The following is a 22,159-nucleotide window of genomic DNA, read 5'->3' on the forward strand; positions in this document are numbered from 1 at the left end:
TTACGTTCGCCTTCACCCTTTTATTGCTTTTTTTTTACACTTTTATACAATACCAATATAACTTGCTGCGTTATTATATTAAACAATCTATTCTTTATGTAACAACCGTTACTCATAATTTTCAGAAGTATTTAATATTTAGTAATCCTTAAACACTTGTCAATTATGAGTAAACAAACCGGTTTAATAAAACTAAAAGGTAATATCGGCGGTATTAGCTTTTACAAGTCCGGCGGCGAAGACTTAGCAAGAAGAGCCAACGGACCTTCTAAAGAACGTATTCTCAAAGACCCTTCATTCGTGCGCACAAGAGAGAACAACTCCGAGTTCGGCGGTTGCGCTTTTGCTGCCAAAACCCTTCGCATGGCTCTTATCAGCGTTATCCAAAGTAAAGCTGACCCGAGAGTATCTGCCCGGCTAACACAGATTTTTAAAGAAGTTAACCTTAAAGGCTCCGGTACAAGAGGACAGCGAACCATTCCGCTATCGGCTGCAAGAAGCATCTTAACAGGATTTGACTTTAATATAAAAATGTCTTTATCCCAGGTGTTCAATGCGCCGTATGCTGTTACCAATAATACGGCAAGGAACCAGGGCACTATTACCATTGCCGCTTTTCTTCCTAAAGATTATATCGAAGCTCCATCAGGAGCAACTCATTTCAGGTTATTAGAAGCGATTGGCGTGGTGTCGGATTATGCCGTTAATGTTAATACAGGGCATTATGAGCCTACTGACCCGCTTTTAAACATGATTTCTTCCGTTAACTATTCTGCTGTTACTGCTCTTAATATTACTACCCCTGCAACTTTTACTCTTGCTGCCACACTGCCCGGAGCTACTGCGCCTACTATGACGGCTACTGTTAGCGTGGTGCAATGTTTAGGTATTGAGTTTTTCCAAAGAGTGGGAACGGTTGATTATATGCTTGCCCAAGGCAATTGCATGAAGATTGTAAACGTGTTCTGAGGCTGTTTCATTTGTTTTTGCATTCCGTTGTTGGCGGTTGAGTCCTGTAGCAATACAGGGCTCTTCTTTTTTTCTGCATCATAAAAGAAAGTATTATATATTTGTTGTCATAGATTATTTTATTCTTTCTAATTTTTTCATTACTAAAGGGTCCTGCATCATTTCAGGACTCTTTGTATTATATGCTATAACTCTGCTTCAGTTCTTCCATAATTAAGTTATAAACATGCTATAAGTGATATAGCAAAAATCTATACACTTAACCGACTTATATCGGGCTCATGTCCGACTGATGTACGGCTATAATCCGACTATACATTTATTTTTTAAACGATTTTCTGTTTAACCATTTACTTTTCAGTTTAATTTACTATATTTATTTATATAACCATTTTTTAAAATAAATATTATGAAGTTTAAATTTAACATTACAACCCTTCAGGATTGGTACAATGAAGGTAGTTACTTACTCACAGAAACTATAAATTCAATGAGGACAGAAATTCAGAATAACAATGTTATTATTATCGAACAGCAGTATTCTAATGCTCCTGATGAAGAACTATTAAGGTTTAATTCATTAGAAAGCCTAAATGAATGGATAGATAAATATTTTCCCGATTTAAAGCAAGATTAAAACAAATTGATGCTTTAAAACCTGCTTAGGCAACTCAAAAGCAAGCGGGAAAGGGATTGTCAAGGTTTTTGATAAAAAGTTTTACCCATTAAAAAGCAAAATGATAACAAATAAAAGTTTTTAGCAAAATTCATTTTAACCTTGACTGTGGGCAGCGCTGGCTTAACTTTGCATAAGCAGGTTTTAAAAAATTTCAGGGATTTGTTTTTCACCTTACGCCTGTGGCTTGCGCCTTGTCTGACTGTAAGAAGTAGCGCATAATAACAGCAATGAAAGAAAAAAAAGTAATTGTGTAGGGTTGTTGCTTATATTGTTGGACAAGCAAGCAGGGACAGCTTACTTTATTTTTCTTTGATTGCTACCGCTTTCAGAGCTGCCGCCAGCTCTTTGCTTTTTGGATTTTACTTTATAAAAAGTCAGAAGATTCAAAATACAAAAAGCAAAGTGCTGACGGCTTAGGTCGGTGTGCGCAGGTGTGCGGCTATTTGGCGACAGCCCGTAGTACATAATGCTGCTATGAGACTTACATGCATAATAATAAAAGCTGTTCAGCATGGAAGTTTTATAGCGCCGCATTATGTAAAATAGCTTGGGGCTTTTATTTTTTGGTACTTCGACAGGCTCAGTACAGGCTCATGCTTTTTGTTGCGGGGCGCAACGGATATACAAAAAGCATGACAAAAAATAAAAGCGTTGTGAGACGGATTTGCGGTGGCTGCGGGTGTTTTATCCGGGTCGGGGTATTTTACGACCAGCTTATATGGCGGATGCGGTGAAGGGCTTGGAAGCCCGGGAGCAAAATCTGGCGTTGGCTTTTTATTTTATTCGTGTTTCTTAAAACCAATTCTTTTCCTGTTTGCATGGTCTAATTGCTGCTGCTTGGATTCTTCAAACTGTTTTAAGTATTCAAAAATTAAAATAAATTTATTGTCATAATCGATGAACTTACTTTTGATTTTATCCATTTCTAAAAATAACTCCTTATGTGTTAACAGTACTTCCCGCATTTTATTAAAGACACGAACTAAGTGTATATTTATCTGTATGGCTCTTTCCGTATTCAATACACTGGCAAGCATTAATATTCCATGTTCCGTAAATGCAAACGGGGCAATACGCAATCCCATTATTTCTTTACTGGTACTACCAAACTGCTGACGGAAGTTTTCTAATTCTTCTTTGGTAAATTCAATCATAAAATCTTCAGGGAACCTTTCTATATTACGGCGTACCTGCTCTTTTAAACGCCTTGTTTCTATCCCGTAAAATTCCGCAAGATCCCTGTCAAGCATTACCTTTTTATCTCGTATAAGATATATTTTAGATAAAATAATTTCTTCAGGTATCATGATTTTGTTTTCTGTTTTACTCATATCTATTTTTTTAATGGGACAAAAATAAAAATATTAATTGGGTGTCGCAATTTGCGATACCCAATTTTAACCAAACGGATGATGCTTGCTTAACATGTCTGTAAGGCTGTCCAGCTCCTGTACTTCATAATGCTGTATGCTGTTGATAAGACGATGCCCCGCCATATATTGCACCTGCCTTTTGTCATACATCTTAAGCCAGTACAAAAATACCGATGCTCTTATATGCTGAACATTCCTGATAACGGGATTAAGCCCCCTGAGTTCGCCGAGCAACCAGTTAATAATATTGCTTGTCCGGCTTGCAACAAAAAGACAGGTTTGGTCTATGGGCAGGGCGTTCAGGTAATCGTTAAGAACGATGATCTGTTTTGCTTCTAACTTTAATTCCCTGCTGTTGCTTCTCCTTGTACCGGGTATATACACAGTTCCGTTATTCAGATTGATATGCTGCACTTCTATTTTTCCAAGTTCACCGCCATGCAAGCCCTGCCATACAATAAGTCCTAACATGGATAAGCTGCGCAGGCGGTTTCTTTTGTCTTTGCTGTATTCTGCATATTGGTTGTAAAGGGTTTCAAGGTCGGTGTAGGTTAACGGGTTCTCTGTAATGCGCTGCATCTGTCCTTTTATATGTAAATGCCGTGCAGGATTTATTTCTATAATGCCTTCTTCTTTTAAATGATCATAATACTTGCGTATGCTGCATACCCTGATATTAACGGTTTGTATGCTTAGTTTTTTACTTTTTAAGTATTGTACATATTTTAAAAGTTCATTGTAATTCAGGTGTGCTATATCTGTATAATTCTCCTGTATCGCCCACTGTTCAAAGCGTTCAATGTCTTTTACATTTTCTTCAATGGTGCGAAGCGCAAGACCGCTGTCTTTCAGATAATATTCAAAACTATTGGTGTTCATTGTTGTTATTGAGTTATTAAGAAAATAGTCATTCATTGTCATTGATGGATGTTTGTTGCTGCATTTTGTTCACGATATGGGTATATATCTGTGTGCTTTCTAAACAGCCATGCCCTAAGAACTTTGCTATTTCTTCAATGGGCATACCACTTTGTAAAAGATGTGTAGCTATGGAATGGCGCAGGTTATGCGTGCTAAAGTGTTTTTCTATTCCCGCTCTTTCTCTCATATATGCAAAACGCTGGTAAAAACTATTCATCCGCTTGCCTTCCGTGTTTAAGAAAAAAGCTTCATCATCGGTATTTGTTTTTTTATTTCCAAACTTGTAATAAAATACCGCCCTGTGTTCTAATAAAAACCAGTTGCGCCCTTCTTCAATATATGAACGTATATCTTCCGCATGTTTATTGGCTATTGGGACATAACGCTGTTTGTTGCCCTTGCCTTTGCGTACAAAAACCAATTTCCTGTTCAGATCAATATCACTAATGTTTAATCGTGTGCCTTCATCTTTACGTAAACCACAACCGTAGAACATTGCTATAATCGCCCTGTCTCTTTGTCCCATTGCAAGGCTGTTAAAAGCGGAATGGGGTTCGTAAGTGGATTCGTAAAGTTGTTTTATTTCGGTTTGCGTTAGTATGGTTCTTTCATCTGCTTCATTTATTAATCTCTTTGGTGTAACATCTATAACATGCCGCCCTGTCTGGTTTAAATATCGTGCAAATGTATTGACTGCCTGTAACGCTTTATTGATATGGCTTGCACTTAACCCGCCTCCGTGCATCCGATTTTTTCTTCCTTTTAAATAAAGACTAAAATCGCTGATATGCCTTGATTTTAATTGTGTTATCTGTGTAATGTTTTTCTGTTCCAAGAAGTGTAAAAGTTCCTGCACATGATCAGGCAGGCTGTTGACCGTGGTTTCGGCATAACCTATAATATCAAGCCACTGCTTAAAGTTCTGTAGTAAGAATGTATATTGGGGGGATTTTATTTCAAGATGCTTCATTTTAGTTATGAGTTATGAGTTCGGAGTTATGAGTTTTTTCTATCCCCTTGCTTTCGGTCGTGGGCTTTTTGAGCCGCTGCTTCTTTTCCTTGCTGCTATTGGGTTTTATCGGCTCAGTTGTGCAGTGAGCCGCATTTGAGCCGGTGAGCTGCTGCGCTCTTACTTTGTTTAATGCTTCGTCTAATGCTGTGCTGATACGGCTTTGCAGTTGTTTGTATTCTTCATAGCTTATAATTTCATAACAGTAACTTTTTCCTGTACTCCCCATCAGCAAGCCTTTACCTGCTTTTTCTGTTTTCTTATTTTCTGTATAGTGTTTTATATATCCATTGGTAAATAAATGCAGGTGATGCCGCTTTACCGTGCTTACAGGAATGCGCAAGGCTTTTGATATTTCTTTACTTGTAAACCCTTCACTGTCGTCCGCCACAGGCGGAGTCGTAAGTAGCAAGTCGTTAGTCATAAGTTGTAATTTGCGTTGTTGTAAATATATTTTCAGTTGCTCAAAATAATTCCGGCAGGCTCCGTTCAGTTCATCGCTCTTGCGTAATAATATTTCTTTCATCAGGCTGTTGGCTTCCTGTATATCTTCAAGCGTGGTTTCTATATATACTTCTCCTGTTTCTTCATCTGCTTTTTGTTCCCGCTGGTATTGCTTGTAAAATGTGATGGCTTCTATAAATTGCAAATAATGGCTGTTGGTTCTTCTTGGTTTAAAAACTTCCTGTGGTATCTGTAACATTTCAGCATAAGGATTTCTGATGCTTACAGGCTGCAATATTCTTTGTACATTCTTCATCAGTTCTTTTATCCTGTGTTCTTCTTCAAAGTTTACCGTACCTGCGCTGAGTTTGCGCTGATAATTCATAATTTTTTCGTCTTGTTCTTTGCTTTCATCAAGATAGATAAGGAAGCTGCGGTTTGCATTATCTTCATAAATACTTTCCTGAGTAGTACAGCCTGCTACGCTTACAGGTCCTTCAACAGTTAAATGAACCGTCTTTGTATTTCCTTTGTTGTCCTTTAGTGTTACGGTCTTCGTTATTTTTCTTTTGCTCTTTAGTTCTCTTAATGGATATAACACGCTTTCTGCCCCGTCCAGGTCTTCTATTAAAATAAGTTTGTGTTTTAGTTCCTGCTGACCGAAGTAATACAGGGCGTTTTCGCTTAGCGTGGTTATTTCTATCCTGTCTTCTTCGGGTATCAGCTCGCTTACTTTTTCCTGTAAATAACTTTTTCCTGTGCCACTGGATGCAAGGCTTACAACATGCAAAGGATATTCCCGCTTGCGGCTTGTAAATATTAAATACATCAGCAGCCTGTTATGTTCTTCGCCTATCATCCCTGTTTTTCCTATCAGGTCGTTAGTAGCAAGTAGTAAGTCGTTAGATTTTAAAAAACTTATCGCTGCTTCTTTTTCTTCTTCTGTCAGTATCTTACTACTAACGACTTCGGACTTACGACTATTTTTTATTTCCTGCATCCTGTAATTTTCCAACCGGTTAATAAGTTCTCCTAATACTTTACTCAGATACACAGTGCCTATTTCAAAGCGTTCGGCGTACTTGCGTACAAGTTTTTCTAGTTGTCCGTCGTTGTATAAATCGAGATTGTGCCTGATAGCAATAGTTTTGAACTCTGTTTTTATGGTTACTCTTAACCTGTCCAAGCCTTCAAGCCGTATGCCGCCAAGTATGGCAAAGCTTAGTTGTTCGTACTTCCATGTGATATGTTCGGGGTTTTGGGTGTTCAGTAATTGTTCCATATAATTTATTATTTGCCATTTTGACTATTGCAAAAATAATAATAAATTGTTTATATGACTATCATAATTTATCAAATAAATTATTATGTTGCCCGTAATTCACTTTCTGACTATATTTGTATTGCTTTTCATTTAAAAATTTCTGATGATGCACGTAGGTAAAAACATTAAAAAAATACGGGAAGAAAAAGGACTGATGCAAAAAGAGATTGCCGCCGCCGCAGGTATGCACCCAGCCAACTACAATAAAGTGGAAAAAGGAGAGCGTGAACCTTCTATTGAGGCTTTAGATAAAATTGCAAAGCTGTTCGGTATGACCATTGACCAGCTTATTCATTTTGAAGGTAAGATGCCTAAAGAAGTTACTATTAAAGATAAAACCATTATTGAACAAATGAAGCTTATTCAGGAACTGGATGAAAAAGACAAAGCCGTTATTTTTAGCATGATTGAAACTATGCTTACCAAGAAAAAATTTAAAGACTTCTTTAAAGAAAATGTAAAACAATAATATTAAAGCCCTGCATACGCCGGGCTTTTTTCTTTTCTATTTTTTTACTTTCCCTTCTTTGGTTTTTTTATATTATAATTATCGAAGTTGTTGCATAACTACCTAATTATTTATCTCACTTTTTCTCTTTCCTCTTAAAAGGCTTATGGTAATATAACCCAATACAAATAATAGATGCACCCCTGTAATTATAATATTATAGAACCACCATCCCATAGTTGCCCCACCCTCTTTTATATAGTATAATCCATAATAAAAATAAAAGCTGTATATTAAAAATATAATTAAATTAATAAAGAAAAACAATTTACTGAATTTGTATGAAATTCCAATAAGGGCTAACGCCAAAAAAGAAATTAAATATATTATATTGTCAGCATCCATAATATCCTCCTAATTACCTTTTGTTACTGTTGATTCATCTCCGTTAGTTCTCTCTGTATCGTAATTCTTATATCCTTCCTTTATAGCATTGAATAATAATCCTTTACTTGTTCCGCTTTCAAGGATTTTTAGTATGAAATTTAATTCTTTATTGTAGCTTGCATCTGTATGTTGTTCTATTGGACCCATTTCTTCTTCTGGTATTGAAGTCACATTAATTACATCACCAGTTGCATCATCGCCAGATAATAGGTCTCCTATATGACTAATATTAATATTTTTAGTACCACTATTTGGATAATTTATCCAATTTGATTGATGAGGAGCTATATTTACAGAATATTCAATAATACTGTTATTATTATAAGCAAATCCAATTCCTTCTTTATTTGCTAATTTTAGGATTTCTGTTCTCATGCCTTCCATATAACCCTCTCCATATGCAGAACCTCGACTATGTGTTATTACTTGTAGCTGTTCTGTGATTTTACCATCCTTCATAGTTTCTTTCATTTTATTCCATACAGCTTGAGCATCAACCTTTGCTTGAGTTAGTCCAGCATTTCTTCTAGTATTAGGCCATAACCCTTTATTGCCATCCACAAAGAAAAAATCGCTAGAAAAACGGCTCTTACTTGCACTTGTACCATCAAAATATGACCCCATTTTATACCCTGTTGTAGATGCAATTGTGTTTAAAGTACTTGAACTCCAATATTTTGGGCTTGCTCTTTGATAATCGCCGTCAAAAGTATTCCCATTAATTAAAATTGGAAATTCGCCGTCTTCATCTATCACCCTAATAGGACTATTAAGTGCATAATGGTATGGACTTAAATGTACTAATACATGTTTCTTATCATCTGTTTTTAAAAATCTCCCAATCCTACTATCATAAATTCTTGCACCAAAGTCATAACTTGCGCCATCCACGCCGGTAATTTCATTGTCTTTTAACTTGCCATTAAAACCGTACTTGCTTGCAGTGGGGTTAAATGAACGCCCGGGCATTTCAGAACCAAAAGGATATAGGTCAACAGCGCTGGTAATGTCTGCTGTATAGTAGTCAATAATTCCGTCGGAGTTGTTATCATTGGCGATCTTGTGGTCAGACACCGTAGTTAGTACTGAGCCTAAATGGTTACTTAACTCAAATTGTTGGAAGTTGGCAAGCATCACAATATAATAATTTATACTATTCCGATTTTTTTACAGTATCCGCTTTTAGCTTTGCGTCCAGCTCTGCTGCAATTTCTTCAGGAGTTTTATTCAGCATTTCCAACAAACTTTTTGCATCATCGGCAAATTCATTATCGGGATATTTTTTTATGAATGCATTATAACATTCTTCTGCTTTCTTTTTATTCTGCAAAAAGTTATCATAGGTAAATGCTTTCATGAACATACAATCCGGTAATTTTTTATAGTCGGGATAGTTGTTTATTATTTTATCAAACAATTCTACTGCTTTGTTCGGATCACCGGTATTCATTAATATACTTGCAGCTTTATAATAACAAGGTGCTGCCATGGTATCTTTTGGAAATGCATCAGCAAAATCAACATAAGCTTCAACAAGCTCATTTGCTTTTTTAATATTGAACGTATCGGTTTTAGAGCTTACAATTTTTTCCAACTCTTTAATTTTATCAATCTTGTTTTGTTTGCTGTTCGAGCATGCTGCAAGCAACACTGCTATTACTACTAAAGTTGATATTATTTTTTTCATATTAATTAATTATTTTTTCTTTGTTTTTGAGAATTTCATTCTATAAGATACATTAACATTGCCTGTCATGATATCGTTGAGTTTTCCTTTAATAAGCTGTTTTTTCAATGAACTTAAGCGGTCAACAAAAACTTTTCCTTCAGTGTGGTCGTATTCATGCTGAATAATACGTGCCAGTATTCCATCAAACCATCTGTCGTGAAATTTAAAATCTTTATCATAGTATTGCATTCTTATTTTGGGTTTTCTTAATACGTCTTCACGTAAAGTAGGAAAACTCAGGCAGCCTTCATTAAACAGCCATTCCTCGCCTTCTTCTTCAATAATTTTAGCATTTATCAAAGTCAGTTTTACACCTTCCAGTTCCGGGTCATCATCAGCAAAAGCAGTAGCATCAATTACAATCAAACGAATTGGCAAACCAACCTGGGGAGCAGCCAAACCTACGCCCGGAGCGGCATACATGGTTTCGAACATATTTTCGATAAGCTCATTTAAATTCGGATAACTCTCACCAATTTCTTCTGCTTTCTTTTTTAAAATGGCATGTCCATATGAATATATCGGTAAAATCATTTCAAATATTTCCTTTCCTTATTTTTTTATAATACTATTTTCAAGGTATGATTGTAAGATTAAAGTTGCACTCACACTATCGAGCAATTCTTTTTTCTGCCTGTCTTTTTTTTTCAAACCTGCATCATATAATGTTTGCATAGCCATTTTCGAGGTAAAGCGCTCATCGTACCTGTTTACTGGTATTGCAGGAAAACTTTTCTTCAATAAATTTATAAATGCCTGTATACACTGCTCCGATTCGGATGATGTTCCATCCATATTTTTAGGTTCCCCCACAACAAAGCATTCAACATCTTCATGTGAAGTATATGCTTTCAGATACGGGAGCACATCTTTTGAATGTAGCGTTGTTAAGGCATTAGCAATCATTTTCAAATTGTCGGTCACTGCCAGTCCAACTCTTTTTGTTCCGTAATCGATTGCAAGTATTCTTCCCACAAAAAATATTTTTTACAAAATTATAAATAATAAATAAACCTACGTTATATAAATTAAGGTATTTATTTATAATTTTACAAAATCAAAATTTATGATATGGAAATTAAAGAAATTATTGAAAAAGCCTGGGAAAACAGGGAATTGCTCAAAGAGAAAGAAACCATTGCTGCAATTAATAAAGCTATATTAGAACTTGATTCCGGCAAACAAAGAGTTGCAGAATTCACTCCTGAAGGATGGATTGTGAATACATGGCTGAAAAAGGCAGTATTATTATATTTCCCCATCCAGGAAATGCAAGTTATCGAAGTAGGTCCATTTGAATTTCACGATAAGATTCCATTAAAAAGAAATTATGCACGCCTTGGTGTCCGCGTGGTTCCTCATGCCATTGCACGCCACGGCTCGTATATTGCAAAAGGTGTTATCATGATGCCTTCGTATATCAATATTGGCGCCTATGTTGATTCAGGCACTATGGTTGACACCTGGGCCACAGTAGGTTCATGCGCACAAATCGGGAAAAACGTTCACCTTAGCGGAGGCGTTGGTATTGGCGGTGTTCTGGAACCCGTACAGGCTGCGCCCGTAATCGTAGAAGACGGTTGCTTTATTGGTTCGCGCTGTATTATTGTTGAAGGTGCACGTATTGAAAAAGAAGCGGTACTCGGAGCTAATGTAGTTATTACACAATCAACAAAAATTATTGATGTATCAGAAAGCACACCTAAAGAATATAAAGGTTATGTTCCTTCACGCTCTGTTGTCATTCCCGGTTCTTACACCAGGAAATTCAATGCCGGTAACTACAATGTGAATTGCGCATTAATCATTGGAAAGCGACAGGAATCAACGGATTTAAAGACATCATTAAATAATGTGCTGCGCGATTTTGATGTTGCTGTATAAAAAAATTTTAACACTTCTCCTTTCTAATACCAATTGTAAAATTTATTGGACTATTACATATATACAATCGGTATAATTTAGACTGAAAACAAATTTTCAGAATTATAAAAAAAGTATTGCATTATACTTTTCAAAGTATTATTATTGTAACATTAAACAAGCAGCATTTTTTTCCGATGTATAATAAATTCAAATTTTTAATAGCTATTGTTATTAGTGCAATATTGCTGCTTTCCTGCAAGCATGTAAGCACAATTCAAAAGACCGATACGAATGTTTATACACTTGACTCTGCATCAGCAAAAACTGATGATACCAGCTTTTTAAGAATAATAAAGCCTTATAAAGAAAATATGGCTGCCGAAATGAATGCTGTACTTGCTTATACTGATGAAGCAATGATTAAAGATAAACCTGAAGGTCTGTTGAATAATTTTGTTTCAGACCTTATATTTATAAAAGCAAAAGAATATTACAAACCCGATGATGGAAAACAAATCGACTTCTGTATTTTAAACAGCGGCGGCTTACGCACAGCTTTTCCGAAAGGAGCAATAACCCGCAGCAAAATTTTTGAACTTATGCCATTCGACAATAAAGTTGTTGTGGTAACTCTCACTCCTGAAAAAACTTTGCAATTATTTAATTATATTGCAAAAGCAGGCGGTATACCAGTTTCAGGATTATCAATGGGTATTAAGGATACCAGTGCTGTTAATGTTTTAATCGACGGAAAAAAATTTGATAATACAAGGTCATATAAAATCGCGACATCAGATTACCTTGCGAATGGCGGAGATAAAATGTATTTTTTCAGTAAACCCGTAAACCTTGAAGACCTTGATATAAAAATCCGCGATGCTATAATTTCATACGTTACAGAAGAAAATAAAAAAGGAAATAAATTACATTCCAAACTCGACAAACGAATTTATTATGAAAAGTAACCGGCGTGATTTTTTTAAGACCATCATTGCAGGAGGCGCTTTTATTGGTGTTTCAAGCAATCCGCTTTTTGCTTTATCAGAAAAAAAAGAATACACAAAAATCACGTTGCTTCATACTAACGACACGCACAGCCACATTGAACCTTTTCCCGCGAACGATACAAAATTCCCAGGAATGGGTGGCTATGCAAGGCGTTCAACGATTATAAAAAAAATCAGGGACGAAGAAAAAAACATTTTACTTTTCGACGCAGGAGATATTTTTCAGGGCACACCTTATTATAATATGTATGGTGGTGAACTCGAATTAAAACTTATGAGCCTTATGGGTTACGATGCCGCAACCCTTGGCAACCACGAATTCGACAACGGACTGAAAGGTATTGACAGCAACCTTCATAATGCAACTTTTCCATTTATCAATTCAAATTACGATTTTTCAAAAACTTTACTTGCCGGAAAAATTTCAGAATATAAAATCTTTGAAAAAGATGGAATTAAAATAGGTGTATTTGGATTGGGAACAGAACTCGCAGGTTTGGTTGACAAAAAAAATTATGCCGAAACCATTTATAACAACCCATTTGAAAAAGCTGCATATTACGCACATTTGCTAAAAAAAGAAAAAAATTGCGATCTCGTGGTATGCTTGTCACACCTGGGATACGACGATGAAGATAATACCGGGTTCTGTGATATGGAGCTTGCAAAGCAATCGAAAAATATTGATGTGATTATTGGAGGGCACACGCATACTTTTATTGATAAACCATATAAATTTTTTAATACCGATAAAAAAGAAGTTTATATTTGTCAGGTTGGATGGGGTGGAGTTAAATTAGGACGTATTGATTTTTATATTAATAAACAAGCAAAAACAAAATTTGTCGAAGCTTATACAATAAAAATTTTTAATAATCAAGGGTAAAAAAATTTTTTTTTAAACTTTTTTTTTGGAATATTTGTTAACTCTTTGAAAAATTACAAAATACTTGAATTTACAAGGTTTTCAAAGAAAAGCAACGACAGAAAACATATAGAATAAACTTATATAATTCGATAATAGGTTTTTAGTTATAATATAGAAACAATTTTAGTTAATGGAAAAAAGTTACGAAAAAGTTTGGGAAAATTGTTTAAAGATTATAAAGGATAACATCGGTGTCCAGGCTTTTAAAACTTGGTTTGAACCTATTAAGCCTGTAAAGTTAGAAGGTAATGTCCTTACAATTCAAGTCCCCAGCCAGTTTTTCTACGAATGGCTTGAGGAAAATTACATTACCATACTTAAATCCACAATTAAAAAAGAATTAGGAAATGATGGTCGCCTGGAATACAGCATCATCATGGAAAACACGCTCAACAGCGCCAGTCCTTACACTATTAAAGTTCCTACCTCCAACAAAAGGGCTATTAAAAATCCTGCTATATCCATGCCTTTCGATATCAACAGAGGCACCAGCAGTTCCATTCCAAATCCTTTTATAATTCCGGGCTTACAGAAAATCAATGTTCAATCACAACTGGTCGACAGTTATTCTTTTGATAATTTTATTGAAGGCGATTGCAATCGTCTTGCACGTTCTGCCGGATATGCAGTAGCCAGCAATCCCGGCAAAACCGCATTCAATCCTTTGTTTATATACAGTTCTATTGGTTTAGGAAAAACACACCTTGCTCATGCCATTGGTATACAGGTTAAAAATTTATTCCCTGAAAAAACCGTACTGTATATTTCAACTGAACAATTCTACCAACAGTTTGTTGATTCTGTAAAAAACAACAGCCAGAATGACTTTGTACATTTTTACCAGATGATGGATGTGTTGATTATCGACGATATTCAATTCCTGTCAGGTAAAGAAAAAACTCAGGATGTATTTTTCCACATCTTCAATCACCTTCACCAGAACGGAAAACAAATTGTAATCACTTCCGATAAACCACCAATTGAAATGACGGGAACTGAACAACGTTTGCTTTCCCGCTTCAAATGGGGGCTTTCAGCTGATTTACAACCACCCGACCTTGAAACAAGAATTGCAATTCTTGAGAAGAAATTATATAACGATGGCGTAGAAATGCCTAAAGAAGTTATTGAATATCTTGCATACAGCATTACTACTACCATTCGTGAACTTGAAGGTGCACTCATATCATTGCTTGCCCAATCATCGCTGAATAAAAAAGCGATCACGCTTGACCTGGCAAAACAAATGATTGATAAGTTTGTGAAGAATACCGTTCGTGAAATTTCTATCGATTATATTCAGAAAGTTATTTGCGATTACTTCAACATTCCTATGGATGCCATCAATTCAAAAACCCGCAAACGCGAGATTGTTCAGGCACGCCAGTTGGCAATGTTCTTCTCAAAGAAAATGACAAAAGCTTCGCTTGCTTCCATTGGTTTACACTGCGGAAATAAAGACCACGCAACAGTTCTGCATGCTTGCCGCACAGTGAACAACCTAATTGACACCGACAAGCAATTCAAAGCTTACGTTGACGAATTGGAAAGGAAAATAAAACTTCAATAAAAAATTAAGCCGGTTGACATCAACCGGTTTTTTTATATTAAATAAATTATGACAAGCAAAGGAACATTATTTCTCATCCCTTCCGTAATAGCCGAAAATACAGCTAATGCAGCCTTGCCACCGGAAAATTTACACATCATCAATTCGCTTGAACATTTTATTGTTGAAGAAGAACGCACAGCTCGTCGTTTTCTGAAAAGCATCGGTTACAACAAACCTATCGATCAAATAAAATTTCATTTACTGAACGAACACACATCATCCGATGATTTTTTGGAGTTGCTAAAACCCTTGATTGACGGAACAAATATGGGATTGCTTTCAGAAGCAGGATGTCCGTGTATTGCCGACCCGGGCTCAGCTATTGTTTCCATCTGTCACAGCTACGATATAAAAACAAAACCTTTAATCGGACCTTCTTCTATCCTACTCGCCATGATGGCTTCCGGAATGAACGGACAAAATTTCGCATTCAACGGGTACTTTCCAGTTGATAAACATTCACGTTCAAAAAAAATAAAAGAGTTTGAAATAAAAGCGCGCCGCGAAAATCAGGCACAAATTTTTATTGAAGCGCCTTACCGCAATATGCAATTGCTGAACGATATTTTAAAAATATGTTCACCCGAAACACTTTTATGCATTGCCACAGAAATCACGTCTGACAAGGAATACATAAAAACGAAAACCATCAGCGAGTGGAAAAACAAACTTCCTGAAATAAATAAGAAGACTACGATTTTTATTATTGGGAATTAAAAAAGCACTCGTCAGGAGACGAGCGCGAACACCATATAATGCAACATAAATATTTTCACATCTTAAACAACTCCACTGCATTAATTTCCGCTACACGTGAAAGTTTGCCCTTAGGTTCTTTATTCAACCTGTCGATAAATAAAATTCCGTTCAAATGATCGATCTCGTGCTGGAAAATAATTGCAGTAAAATTCGAACCGCCATACCCTTCAATCAATTCTTCATGATGCGAACCATCAAGTAAATCGTATTCAACAACAACAGCCGAATAACGATGACTGTTACCATTTACACCTGGAATAGAAAGACAGCCATCGCCTGTAAATAAAACTGCTTTATTAGAGTAAAGAACAATTTTGGGATTCAGATAATATTCAAATGGCTTTCCAACTTTATCAAGACGCTGCAACCAGATAATATCCCTGTTAATGCCAACCTGCGGGGCAGCAATACCAACGCCGCCACCCGAAGCCATAAGTGTATAATACATTCTTCTTACAATGCGATATAATACCGAATCGCTTGCATCAACACGCACTTCACGGCTTTGCTTTCGCAGGATCAATGAGTCATCGTAAATGCTTGTGATAAGAATTCTCATTATATCATTAGTGTCGCCTTTTAAAATGGCATCTTTCTCTGCCTGGGTATAAGCAAGCGAATCGACAACTTCGACATCATGAAATGCAATGTCCTTCTTACCATAATAATTTGTAACACCTATCAGTAAAAACGGCAAAATATAAAACAGGTTCTTCATTTTATATAATAAGAATTAAATTGTAAATTTGTAATGAATAGAAATTTTATTACAACGAATATATAAAATAATTTCATAATAAAATAATATGCCACACCGTATAGAATGCCGCTGGCTCGAAGATATGTCTTTTGAGGCGGAAGTAAACGAACATATTTTTATAATGGATGCCGACGAATCAAACGGAGGTCATAATAAAGGACCGCGTCCGAAACCATTAACACTGGCTTCGCTTGCAGGATGCACGGGAATGGATGTAATTTCCATTCTAAAAAAAATGCACATCGAACCGGAATATTTCAACATTATCGTTGAAGGCAACCTCACCGAAGAACATCCTAAATATTACAACAAGATTAAATTGATTTACGAAATCAAGGGAGCTAAAGTTGAACTGGAAAAAGTAGAAAAAGCCATTATTCTTTCGCAGGAAAAATATTGTGGCGTTAGCGCTTTATTAAATAAAGGAGCTGAAATAGAATACGAAATAAGGATGCTTTAATTTACTACTGCTTTCAGTATTTCTTTGAACTCGGAAATGATCATTGCGGTAGCGCCCCAAACCACTTTATCCTTGATATCAAAATAAGGAGCCTTAAATGATATTATCTTCATAACCTTCATTCTTTTTTCTTTTCTTATCGCCGGGTCAAGTAAGGTCATGATATCATATTCTATTAATTCATCAACTTCATAGGGAGAAGGGAAAAAATCGGGTCTTTTAGAAACATATCCTACCGTTGGATAAATAACAAAATTACTTGGAGGAATATATAATCGTGTCAGGGTTCCCATAACATGAATATCATCTCTGTTAACACCTATTTCTTCTTCTGTTTCTCTTAAAGCAGTTTGAATAATATCTGCATCTTCCGATTCTCTTTTACCACCGGGTAATGACATTTGTCCGGGATGTTTGCTTTTAAATTTCGGGCGTTGCATAAGCACAGAATAAATAGAATTTTCATAAGGATACAGCAGAATTAACACACCACTATGCTTGGTATTGCAATTTTCAGCAAGTAACATGAATTCTTTAACTCGGATATCGGAGCCCATTAAAAGCTGAGCACTTTCGCCGGGCAAGGGTTGTTTAAGTTTTTCTTCAAGTTTTAAAATCAGGCTTTCCAAATTATTTTTATTTATGCAATTATATATACTCGTTCTTATCAAGAATGCAAAAGCAAATTTGATTAGAACGTGTTATGCCGATTTATCCCGACTTGTCGCGGATAGGAAATTTCACAAATCATTTCTGTATCGGTATAAATGAATTTTTTAATATCTGTTCACATACAAAATTAAAACTTATGCTTGTAATTTTAATATCTAAAATACATTTTTATGATACGATTTATTAACTATTAAATATAACATCGATAAAAGAAATAATCCTCTCTTTATTTTTATATATCAGGCACTTAAGCAATTTTGTTAATAAATGTTAAAATTCTTTTGGTATTGCATTGCTGATTTTAAAAAAAAGATATTAATTTTGCCAAAGATTTAAAAAAAAATTTTATTTAAATTAATAACCAAAAACAAAAAATTATGAAAAATTTGATGAAATTAGCGCTTGTTGCATTAGTGGTTGTTGCTCTCAATGCATGCAAAAGTTCAGATACTCCAGATAAAGTAGCTGAAAAGTTTTTATCAGCACTTAACAAAGGTGATACGACTGAAGCTAAAAACTTAGCAACAGAAGATTCTTATGCTTTTATCAGGTTTTACGGTGGTATGGCTCAATTAGGCGGTGGCGCTAAAGAAGTTAAAATCGAGAATATGAAATGTACTGAAGATGGCGACAAAGCTAAATGTGACTATACTGAAAACGGCGAAGCTAAACAGATTGACCTTCTTAAAAAAGATGGCAAATGGATGGTTAACATGAAAAAAGAATCTCCAAATTTAGATATGACCGAACCACAACCGGAAGCTGAAGGTGATTCTACACAAGCTGAAGCACCAAAAGAATAACATTGTTTATTTTACAGTACATTGAAAAAAAATATCATAATTGTTTTCTCTGTTCTGTTCATTATAATAATTTTAATTTATTTGTTCCTGCGTCTCTACGATTATCGTAGCGAGCAGGAACAAATAGTTTCTAAGTATACCCTTTCCGAAAAAGAAATCTCTTTACTTAAAGAAGGCGACATCATATTAAGGCATGGTTACGGTTTTGTAAGCGACATGATTGTTGAAACCATGAACGACAGTATTGGTCTTTCGCACTGTGCAATTCTTACAAAAGACAAAAAAGGAAAATGGATGATCGTTCATTCTGTTTCTTCTACTCTTACTGATATTGACGGGGTACAATCTCAGTTCCTCTCCCCTTTTATTAACGACAGTAAAAAAAATTCAGTAGTTGTCGTTCGTTTTAAAAATGCTAAAAATGATTCAGCTCTTGCCTGTATTGGTAAAAGGGCAAAATATTATTTAAAGAAACAAATCCCTTTCGACGAATCCTTTAACATGAAAGATTCAACAGAGTTATTTTGTTCAGAGTTTATATGGAAAGTATTTCAAGACGAATTCAAAACCGACATCTTTGAATCAAAAGATAAAAAAGAGCATTACGATTACATGAAATTCGATTGTTTCTTAGATACTACAAATTTTGAAATTATCATTGATCATAGAACACGTCTGCCTAAAAAAAATTAATTCCTTACTGCTTTATTATACTCTTCAAGGCAACGCTGTCTTGCAAATTTATGTTCCACGATAGGTTTAATATATCCGGGCTTTAATGATTCCGGCGCCCACAATCGAATATACTCGTTGTTCTTATCAAATTTTTTAGTTTGTTCATAAGGATTGAAAATCCTGAAATATGGAGCAGCATCACAACCTGTTCCTGCCGACCATTGCCAGCCACCATTATTTGATGCCAGTTCATAATCATCAAGTTTTTCTGCAAAATATGCTTCACCCCATCGCCAGTCGATCAATAAATGTTTTGTTAAGAAACTCGCCGTGATCATCCGTAAACGGTTATGCATATAACCTGTTTCGTTTAATTGTCGCATTCCTGCATCAACAATTGGATAGCCGGTTTCTCCTTTGCACCATCGTTCAAAATTCATTTCATTGTTAAGCCAATGAATATTATCGTATTTTGATTTAAAAGAATTTTTAATAACACCAGGATAATGGAATAATATCATCATATAAAACTCGCGCCATATCAGCTCATTCAAAAATGTAGGATTTAATTTCATAGCTGTTATTATCAATTCTCTAATTGAAATGGTACCAAAACGCAAATGAATTCCCAAATGAGTAGTGCCGTCAAGTGCAGGATAATCGCGTGTTTTATGATAATCAATTATTTTATTTTCAAGATTTTTTATGGAAGTAAATGTATATTTTTTTTGTTGAAACCCGATTTCATCAATTGAATTTAAAGGGAATGGTTTCGTTTTAAATAAGTTTTCAAAATTCATTTTAATATTTAAAACCAGATCATTTTTATAAAGTTCTTCAATCCATTTTTTTGAATATGGCGTAAAGACAGTGTATGGCTTGCCATCAGTTTTTAGCACATCATTTTTTGAAAAGATAACCTGGTCTTTAAATAAATGAAACGAAATTTTATTTTTCGCAAGTAATGATTTTATTTTTTCATCGCGATTTATTGAATAAGGCTCGTAGTCTTCATTTGCATATACTGATGTAACATTATATTGAGAAATAATTTTATTAAAAATATCAAAAGGTTTTCCATATTCTACCAATAAGGAGCTTCCGCTTTTCTCTAATTTTTTTTTCAATTCATTTATGGATGCATAAATAAAATTTATACGTCTATCGTATTTATTTTTAAAATCGCTTAAAATATCTGAATCAAAAATAAATATCGGCAACACATTTTCTTTTTCCTTTAACACCTGAAATAATGCGGTATTATCGTGAATGCGCAGGTCGCGGCGAAACCAGAGAATATTAACCGTATCCATATCATTTATTTCAAACGCAAATTCACGCTTCCTGTTTTCACTTCCCAGCAAATGGAATCGCAAACATTAGAGCGTTTTTTTGTAATATTATCACCATCAACAGCAATAATTTTTTTCCCGTCTTTTAAATACTCGGCTGTTACTGTATAATAATTCCCGACCGGAAGCAGTGTATCAAAATATTCTTTGGTTAATGTATCATAAAACAACAATGCATTATCTTCAAGCTTGCCCCGGTAAAAAGCAACAGGAATACTTTTATTATCATTATTGATTGAAAGTTTTAAATACATCTCTCCTTCTGTAGGTTCAATAGTATTGCAATCAGAAAAATCATAGGTACTGCAATCCACATCCGATGAAAAATCGTTACACGAAATAATCACAACACTAAAAAAAAGAATAAATAAAATTTTTGTTTTCATATTGTATTTATATCCAGTCAAAACTTTTGTATGATTTATTATATTTCCTTAGCGGTATCACAAAGTACATACTTAAATTAAGCCGATGCGGTGCAAATACCTTTACATCATTTTCATCAAATTTTAAATATTCATATGCAAACCGGAATCCCGCCCAATTATTATATATAACAAAGCCAAGCGATGGAGATAAAGTAAAAGCATCTACCGGATTTTTGCTCATACCACGGTATTTCCCATAAGTGCTAATTTCTTTCAGACTGATAAATATTCCTTTCTGGAAAGATGAATTACTATTTAATCTGAACATTTTTTCTTCTTCATAATACATCAACCATCTTTTTTCCCAAACCTGGTAAAATGTGTTATCGCTAATAGGAAGTAATATCCTGTTTGCCCACAACCGGGTATTAAAACCGGCTTTAAAACTTATCAGGGTACGGATATCCTGTAATCCCAAATAGCCACCATACATAAAGTCGCGATTGTTCAAATCGATATCAACAGGCGAAATAATTAACCGGTTAAAAAAATATCTTTTTTCTTTATATAAATTATTTTTCTTTATCATTTTTGAAACATCGAATTTGAAATTATATAAAGCAAGAATAAGCGGTGTTGCTTTTTTGTTTGTTTGAATTCCTGCATCTGCCTGATGTTGCAATAAGAGTTCAACTATTTCGGCATAGCCATTTTCCGATGCTATCGATAAAGGAGTATATCCATCACAGTTAATTGAATTAATTGCTGCATTTTTTTCAACAAGCAATTTCACTACATCAAGATGATTGCCATACACGGCACAATGCAGCGGTGTCCAGCCACGATGGTCTGCGGCATTAACATCAGCGCCTTTATTTATCAATAATTCAGCAACATCAGCATGTCCATAAAAAGAAGCCGCAATCAGAGCATTGGAACTATCAATAGTTTTGCAATTATAATCAGCGCCATAAAAAAGTAACATATCAGCAGAAACAAAATACCCATATACGGATGCATAGAATAATGCGGTTGTGCTGTCGTCATCTTTAGCATTCATATCTGCCCCATTATGAATAAGGAAATCGAGCACTTCATAATTATCAAAACGTGCAGCAGCAATCAGGGCAGTGATCCCTCCTACTGGTCGTGCATTTACTTTTGCACCATTATTAACAAGAATTTTAACAACATCAAGGAATCCATTTTGTGAAGCAAACATTAATGCAGAAACACTATCTTTATCAGTGGTATTAACATCTGCGCCTTTTTTAAGATATTTTATAACATTATCCACATTGCCACTTTTTGCAGCTTCTAGCAGGTTGTCGTTTATTTCAACCTTTGATATTGTATCTCTTAAAATATAAGTTATATGTGTAACCGAATCGGTATAACGGATAGTATCAACCTGGGCAAATCCCTGCTGGCAAATAATTGCAGACAAAACAGAAAAAAATATTTTACAAATCCTTCTAAACATTTATTTCAAAATTTTCAATAAAAGTAAATAAAATTGTGCTGGGTTATATTATCAAATGATATTCAAAAAAA

At 35.0% G+C, this 22,159-nt stretch carries 24 protein-coding genes; 11 read left to right on the plus strand and 13 right to left on the minus strand.

Annotated elements, in window-relative coordinates:
* Nucleotides 1–165: 165 nt before the first annotated feature.
* On the plus strand, nt 166–969 hold the full coding sequence (locus PKK00_03810) for a hypothetical protein (protein HNW97523.1): 804 nt from the start codon (nt 166–168) through the stop codon (nt 967–969).
* A 409-nt stretch (nt 970–1,378) separates the two neighbouring features.
* A complete protein-coding gene (locus PKK00_03815; protein HNW97524.1) occupies nt 1,379–1,606 on the plus strand; it encodes a hypothetical protein in 228 nt (75 codons plus the stop codon).
* 821 nt (nt 1,607–2,427) lie between these two features.
* Here PKK00_03815 and PKK00_03820 read toward each other — a convergent pair.
* From PKK00_03820 to PKK00_03835, 4 genes are all read right to left on the minus strand, one after another.
* Nucleotides 2,428–2,979 (minus strand): ORF6N domain-containing protein, encoded by a 552-nt coding sequence (locus tag PKK00_03820; protein ID HNW97525.1) that lies wholly within the window; start codon nt 2,977–2,979, stop codon nt 2,428–2,430.
* A 66-nt stretch (nt 2,980–3,045) separates the two neighbouring features.
* Nucleotides 3,046–3,936: a site-specific integrase gene (locus PKK00_03825; GenBank protein ID HNW97526.1), complete on the minus strand. Its 891-nt coding sequence runs from the start codon at nt 3,934–3,936 to the stop codon at nt 3,046–3,048.
* Nucleotides 3,929–4,912: a tyrosine-type recombinase/integrase gene (locus PKK00_03830; GenBank protein ID HNW97527.1), complete on the minus strand. Its 984-nt coding sequence runs from the start codon at nt 4,910–4,912 to the stop codon at nt 3,929–3,931. The genes PKK00_03825 and PKK00_03830 overlap by 8 nt, the downstream gene beginning before the upstream one ends.
* A 1-nt stretch (nt 4,913) precedes the next feature.
* A complete protein-coding gene (locus PKK00_03835; protein HNW97528.1) occupies nt 4,914–6,677 on the minus strand; it encodes a hypothetical protein in 1,764 nt (587 codons plus the stop codon).
* Between the two features lie 148 nt (nt 6,678–6,825).
* On the opposite strand from PKK00_03835, the gene PKK00_03840 reads away from it, so the two are divergent.
* A complete protein-coding gene (locus tag PKK00_03840; protein ID HNW97529.1) occupies nt 6,826–7,188 on the plus strand; it encodes a helix-turn-helix transcriptional regulator in 363 nt (120 codons plus the stop codon).
* Nucleotides 7,189–7,581: 393 nt separating this feature from the next.
* On the opposite strand, the gene PKK00_03845 is transcribed toward PKK00_03840, so the two are convergent.
* Genes PKK00_03845 through ruvX form a run of 4 tightly spaced genes read right to left on the minus strand, consistent with a single transcriptional unit; the run spans nt 7,582 to nt 10,318 of the window.
* Nucleotides 7,582–8,748, minus strand: a complete 1,167-nt coding sequence (locus PKK00_03845) for an RHS repeat-associated core domain-containing protein (protein HNW97530.1) — start codon at nt 8,746–8,748, stop codon at nt 7,582–7,584.
* Between the two features lie 19 nt (nt 8,749–8,767).
* Complete coding sequence (locus tag PKK00_03850; GenBank protein ID HNW97531.1) at nt 8,768–9,301, minus strand: tetratricopeptide repeat protein; 534 nt, start codon at nt 9,299–9,301, stop codon at nt 8,768–8,770.
* 9 nt (nt 9,302–9,310) lie between these two features.
* Entirely contained in the window at nt 9,311–9,877 is a 567-nt protein-coding gene (gene def, locus PKK00_03855; protein HNW97532.1) for a peptide deformylase, read from the minus strand.
* Between the two features lie 18 nt (nt 9,878–9,895).
* Nucleotides 9,896–10,318, minus strand: a complete 423-nt coding sequence (ruvX, locus tag PKK00_03860; protein ID HNW97533.1) for a Holliday junction resolvase RuvX — start codon at nt 10,316–10,318, stop codon at nt 9,896–9,898.
* Nucleotides 10,319–10,405: 87 nt separating this feature from the next.
* Between ruvX and PKK00_03865 the strand changes: the two genes are divergently transcribed.
* The 5 genes from PKK00_03865 (at nt 10,406) to PKK00_03885 (ending at nt 15,473) form a co-directional block, all read left to right on the plus strand.
* Nucleotides 10,406–11,227 carry a 2,3,4,5-tetrahydropyridine-2,6-dicarboxylate N-succinyltransferase gene (locus tag PKK00_03865; protein ID HNW97534.1) on the plus strand — a complete coding sequence of 274 codons (822 nt, stop codon included), beginning with the start codon at nt 10,406–10,408 and terminating at the stop codon, nt 11,225–11,227.
* Nucleotides 11,228–11,403: 176 nt separating this feature from the next.
* On the plus strand, nt 11,404–12,174 hold the full coding sequence (locus PKK00_03870; protein HNW97535.1) for a 5'-nucleotidase: 771 nt from the start codon (nt 11,404–11,406) through the stop codon (nt 12,172–12,174).
* A complete protein-coding gene (locus tag PKK00_03875; GenBank protein ID HNW97536.1) occupies nt 12,164–13,102 on the plus strand; it encodes a metallophosphatase in 939 nt (312 codons plus the stop codon). Before PKK00_03870 ends, PKK00_03875 begins: the two co-directional genes overlap by 11 nt.
* 172 nt (nt 13,103–13,274) lie before the next feature.
* Nucleotides 13,275–14,714, plus strand: a complete 1,440-nt coding sequence (gene dnaA / locus PKK00_03880; GenBank protein ID HNW97537.1) for a chromosomal replication initiator protein DnaA — start codon at nt 13,275–13,277, stop codon at nt 14,712–14,714.
* A 48-nt stretch (nt 14,715–14,762) separates the two neighbouring features.
* Entirely contained in the window at nt 14,763–15,473 is a 711-nt protein-coding gene (locus PKK00_03885; GenBank protein HNW97538.1) for an SAM-dependent methyltransferase, read from the plus strand.
* 55 nt (nt 15,474–15,528) lie between these two features.
* On the opposite strand, the gene def (PKK00_03890) is transcribed toward PKK00_03885, so the two are convergent.
* The gene (gene def / locus PKK00_03890; protein HNW97539.1) at nt 15,529–16,233 is read right to left on the minus strand and encodes a peptide deformylase; all 705 of its coding nucleotides are present in this window, start codon (nt 16,231–16,233) and stop codon (nt 15,529–15,531) included.
* 88 nt (nt 16,234–16,321) lie between these two features.
* Between def (PKK00_03890) and PKK00_03895 the strand changes: the two genes are divergently transcribed.
* A complete protein-coding gene (locus PKK00_03895; GenBank protein HNW97540.1) occupies nt 16,322–16,735 on the plus strand; it encodes an OsmC family protein in 414 nt (137 codons plus the stop codon).
* Here PKK00_03895 and PKK00_03900 read toward each other — a convergent pair.
* Nucleotides 16,732–17,364: a CoA pyrophosphatase gene (locus tag PKK00_03900; GenBank protein HNW97541.1), complete on the minus strand. Its 633-nt coding sequence runs from the start codon at nt 17,362–17,364 to the stop codon at nt 16,732–16,734. The genes PKK00_03895 and PKK00_03900 overlap by 4 nt on opposite strands.
* A 420-nt stretch (nt 17,365–17,784) precedes the next feature.
* Here PKK00_03900 and PKK00_03905 point away from each other — a divergent pair, with 420 nt between their 5' ends.
* The gene (locus PKK00_03905; protein ID HNW97542.1) at nt 17,785–18,210 is read left to right on the plus strand and encodes a hypothetical protein; all 426 of its coding nucleotides are present in this window, start codon (nt 17,785–17,787) and stop codon (nt 18,208–18,210) included.
* 21 nt (nt 18,211–18,231) lie between these two features.
* A complete protein-coding gene (locus PKK00_03910) occupies nt 18,232–18,903 on the plus strand; it encodes a YiiX/YebB-like N1pC/P60 family cysteine hydrolase (GenBank protein ID HNW97543.1) in 672 nt (223 codons plus the stop codon).
* On the opposite strand, the gene PKK00_03915 is transcribed toward PKK00_03910, so the two are convergent.
* The 3 genes from PKK00_03915 to PKK00_03925 are packed head-to-tail and all read right to left on the minus strand — an operon-like array spanning nt 18,900 to nt 22,088.
* On the minus strand, nt 18,900–20,198 hold the full coding sequence (locus PKK00_03915; protein ID HNW97544.1) for a deoxyribodipyrimidine photo-lyase: 1,299 nt from the start codon (nt 20,196–20,198) through the stop codon (nt 18,900–18,902). The genes PKK00_03910 and PKK00_03915 overlap by 4 nt on opposite strands.
* A 5-nt stretch (nt 20,199–20,203) precedes the next feature.
* A complete protein-coding gene (locus PKK00_03920) occupies nt 20,204–20,623 on the minus strand; it encodes a hypothetical protein (GenBank protein ID HNW97545.1) in 420 nt (139 codons plus the stop codon).
* 7 nt (nt 20,624–20,630) lie between these two features.
* A complete protein-coding gene (locus PKK00_03925; GenBank protein ID HNW97546.1) occupies nt 20,631–22,088 on the minus strand; it encodes an ankyrin repeat domain-containing protein in 1,458 nt (485 codons plus the stop codon).
* Nucleotides 22,089–22,159 lie beyond the last annotated feature (71 nt).

It is taken from the genome of Bacteroidales bacterium (genome assembly GCA_035353855.1).
Taxonomy (GTDB): domain Bacteria; phylum Bacteroidota; class Bacteroidia; order Bacteroidales; family CG2-30-32-10; genus DAOQAK01.

What these genes read in the sequence shown, in the direction of transcription:
- PKK00_03810 (HNW97523.1), top strand. Translation starts at nt 166, where the DNA reads ATGAGTAAACAAACCGGTTTAATAAAACTAAAAGGTAATATCGGCGGT.
- PKK00_03815 (HNW97524.1), top strand. Translation starts at nt 1,379, where the DNA reads ATGAAGTTTAAATTTAACATTACAACCCTTCAGGATTGGTACAATGAA.
- PKK00_03820 (HNW97525.1), bottom strand. Translation starts at nt 2,979, where the DNA reads ATGAGTAAAACAGAAAACAAAATCATGATACCTGAAGAAATTATTTTA.
- PKK00_03825 (HNW97526.1), bottom strand. Translation starts at nt 3,936, where the DNA reads ATGAATGACTATTTTCTTAATAACTCAATAACAACAATGAACACCAAT.
- PKK00_03830 (HNW97527.1), bottom strand. Translation starts at nt 4,912, where the DNA reads ATGAAGCATCTTGAAATAAAATCCCCCCAATATACATTCTTACTACAG.
- PKK00_03835 (HNW97528.1), bottom strand. Translation starts at nt 6,677, where the DNA reads ATGGAACAATTACTGAACACCCAAAACCCCGAACATATCACATGGAAG.
- PKK00_03840 (HNW97529.1), top strand. Translation starts at nt 6,826, where the DNA reads ATGCACGTAGGTAAAAACATTAAAAAAATACGGGAAGAAAAAGGACTG.
- PKK00_03845 (HNW97530.1), bottom strand. Translation starts at nt 8,748, where the DNA reads ATGCTTGCCAACTTCCAACAATTTGAGTTAAGTAACCATTTAGGCTCA.
- PKK00_03850 (HNW97531.1), bottom strand. Translation starts at nt 9,301, where the DNA reads ATGAAAAAAATAATATCAACTTTAGTAGTAATAGCAGTGTTGCTTGCA.
- def (HNW97532.1), bottom strand. Translation starts at nt 9,877, where the DNA reads ATGATTTTACCGATATATTCATATGGACATGCCATTTTAAAAAAGAAA.
- PKK00_03870 (HNW97535.1), top strand. Translation starts at nt 11,404, where the DNA reads ATGTATAATAAATTCAAATTTTTAATAGCTATTGTTATTAGTGCAATA.
- PKK00_03875 (HNW97536.1), top strand. Translation starts at nt 12,164, where the DNA reads ATGAAAAGTAACCGGCGTGATTTTTTTAAGACCATCATTGCAGGAGGC.
- dnaA (HNW97537.1), top strand. Translation starts at nt 13,275, where the DNA reads ATGGAAAAAAGTTACGAAAAAGTTTGGGAAAATTGTTTAAAGATTATA.
- PKK00_03885 (HNW97538.1), top strand. Translation starts at nt 14,763, where the DNA reads ATGACAAGCAAAGGAACATTATTTCTCATCCCTTCCGTAATAGCCGAA.
- def (HNW97539.1), bottom strand. Translation starts at nt 16,233, where the DNA reads ATGAAGAACCTGTTTTATATTTTGCCGTTTTTACTGATAGGTGTTACA.
- PKK00_03895 (HNW97540.1), top strand. Translation starts at nt 16,322, where the DNA reads ATGCCACACCGTATAGAATGCCGCTGGCTCGAAGATATGTCTTTTGAG.
- PKK00_03905 (HNW97542.1), top strand. Translation starts at nt 17,785, where the DNA reads ATGAAAAATTTGATGAAATTAGCGCTTGTTGCATTAGTGGTTGTTGCT.
- PKK00_03915 (HNW97544.1), bottom strand. Translation starts at nt 20,198, where the DNA reads ATGGATACGGTTAATATTCTCTGGTTTCGCCGCGACCTGCGCATTCAC.
- PKK00_03920 (HNW97545.1), bottom strand. Translation starts at nt 20,623, where the DNA reads ATGAAAACAAAAATTTTATTTATTCTTTTTTTTAGTGTTGTGATTATT.
- PKK00_03925 (HNW97546.1), bottom strand. Translation starts at nt 22,088, where the DNA reads ATGTTTAGAAGGATTTGTAAAATATTTTTTTCTGTTTTGTCTGCAATT.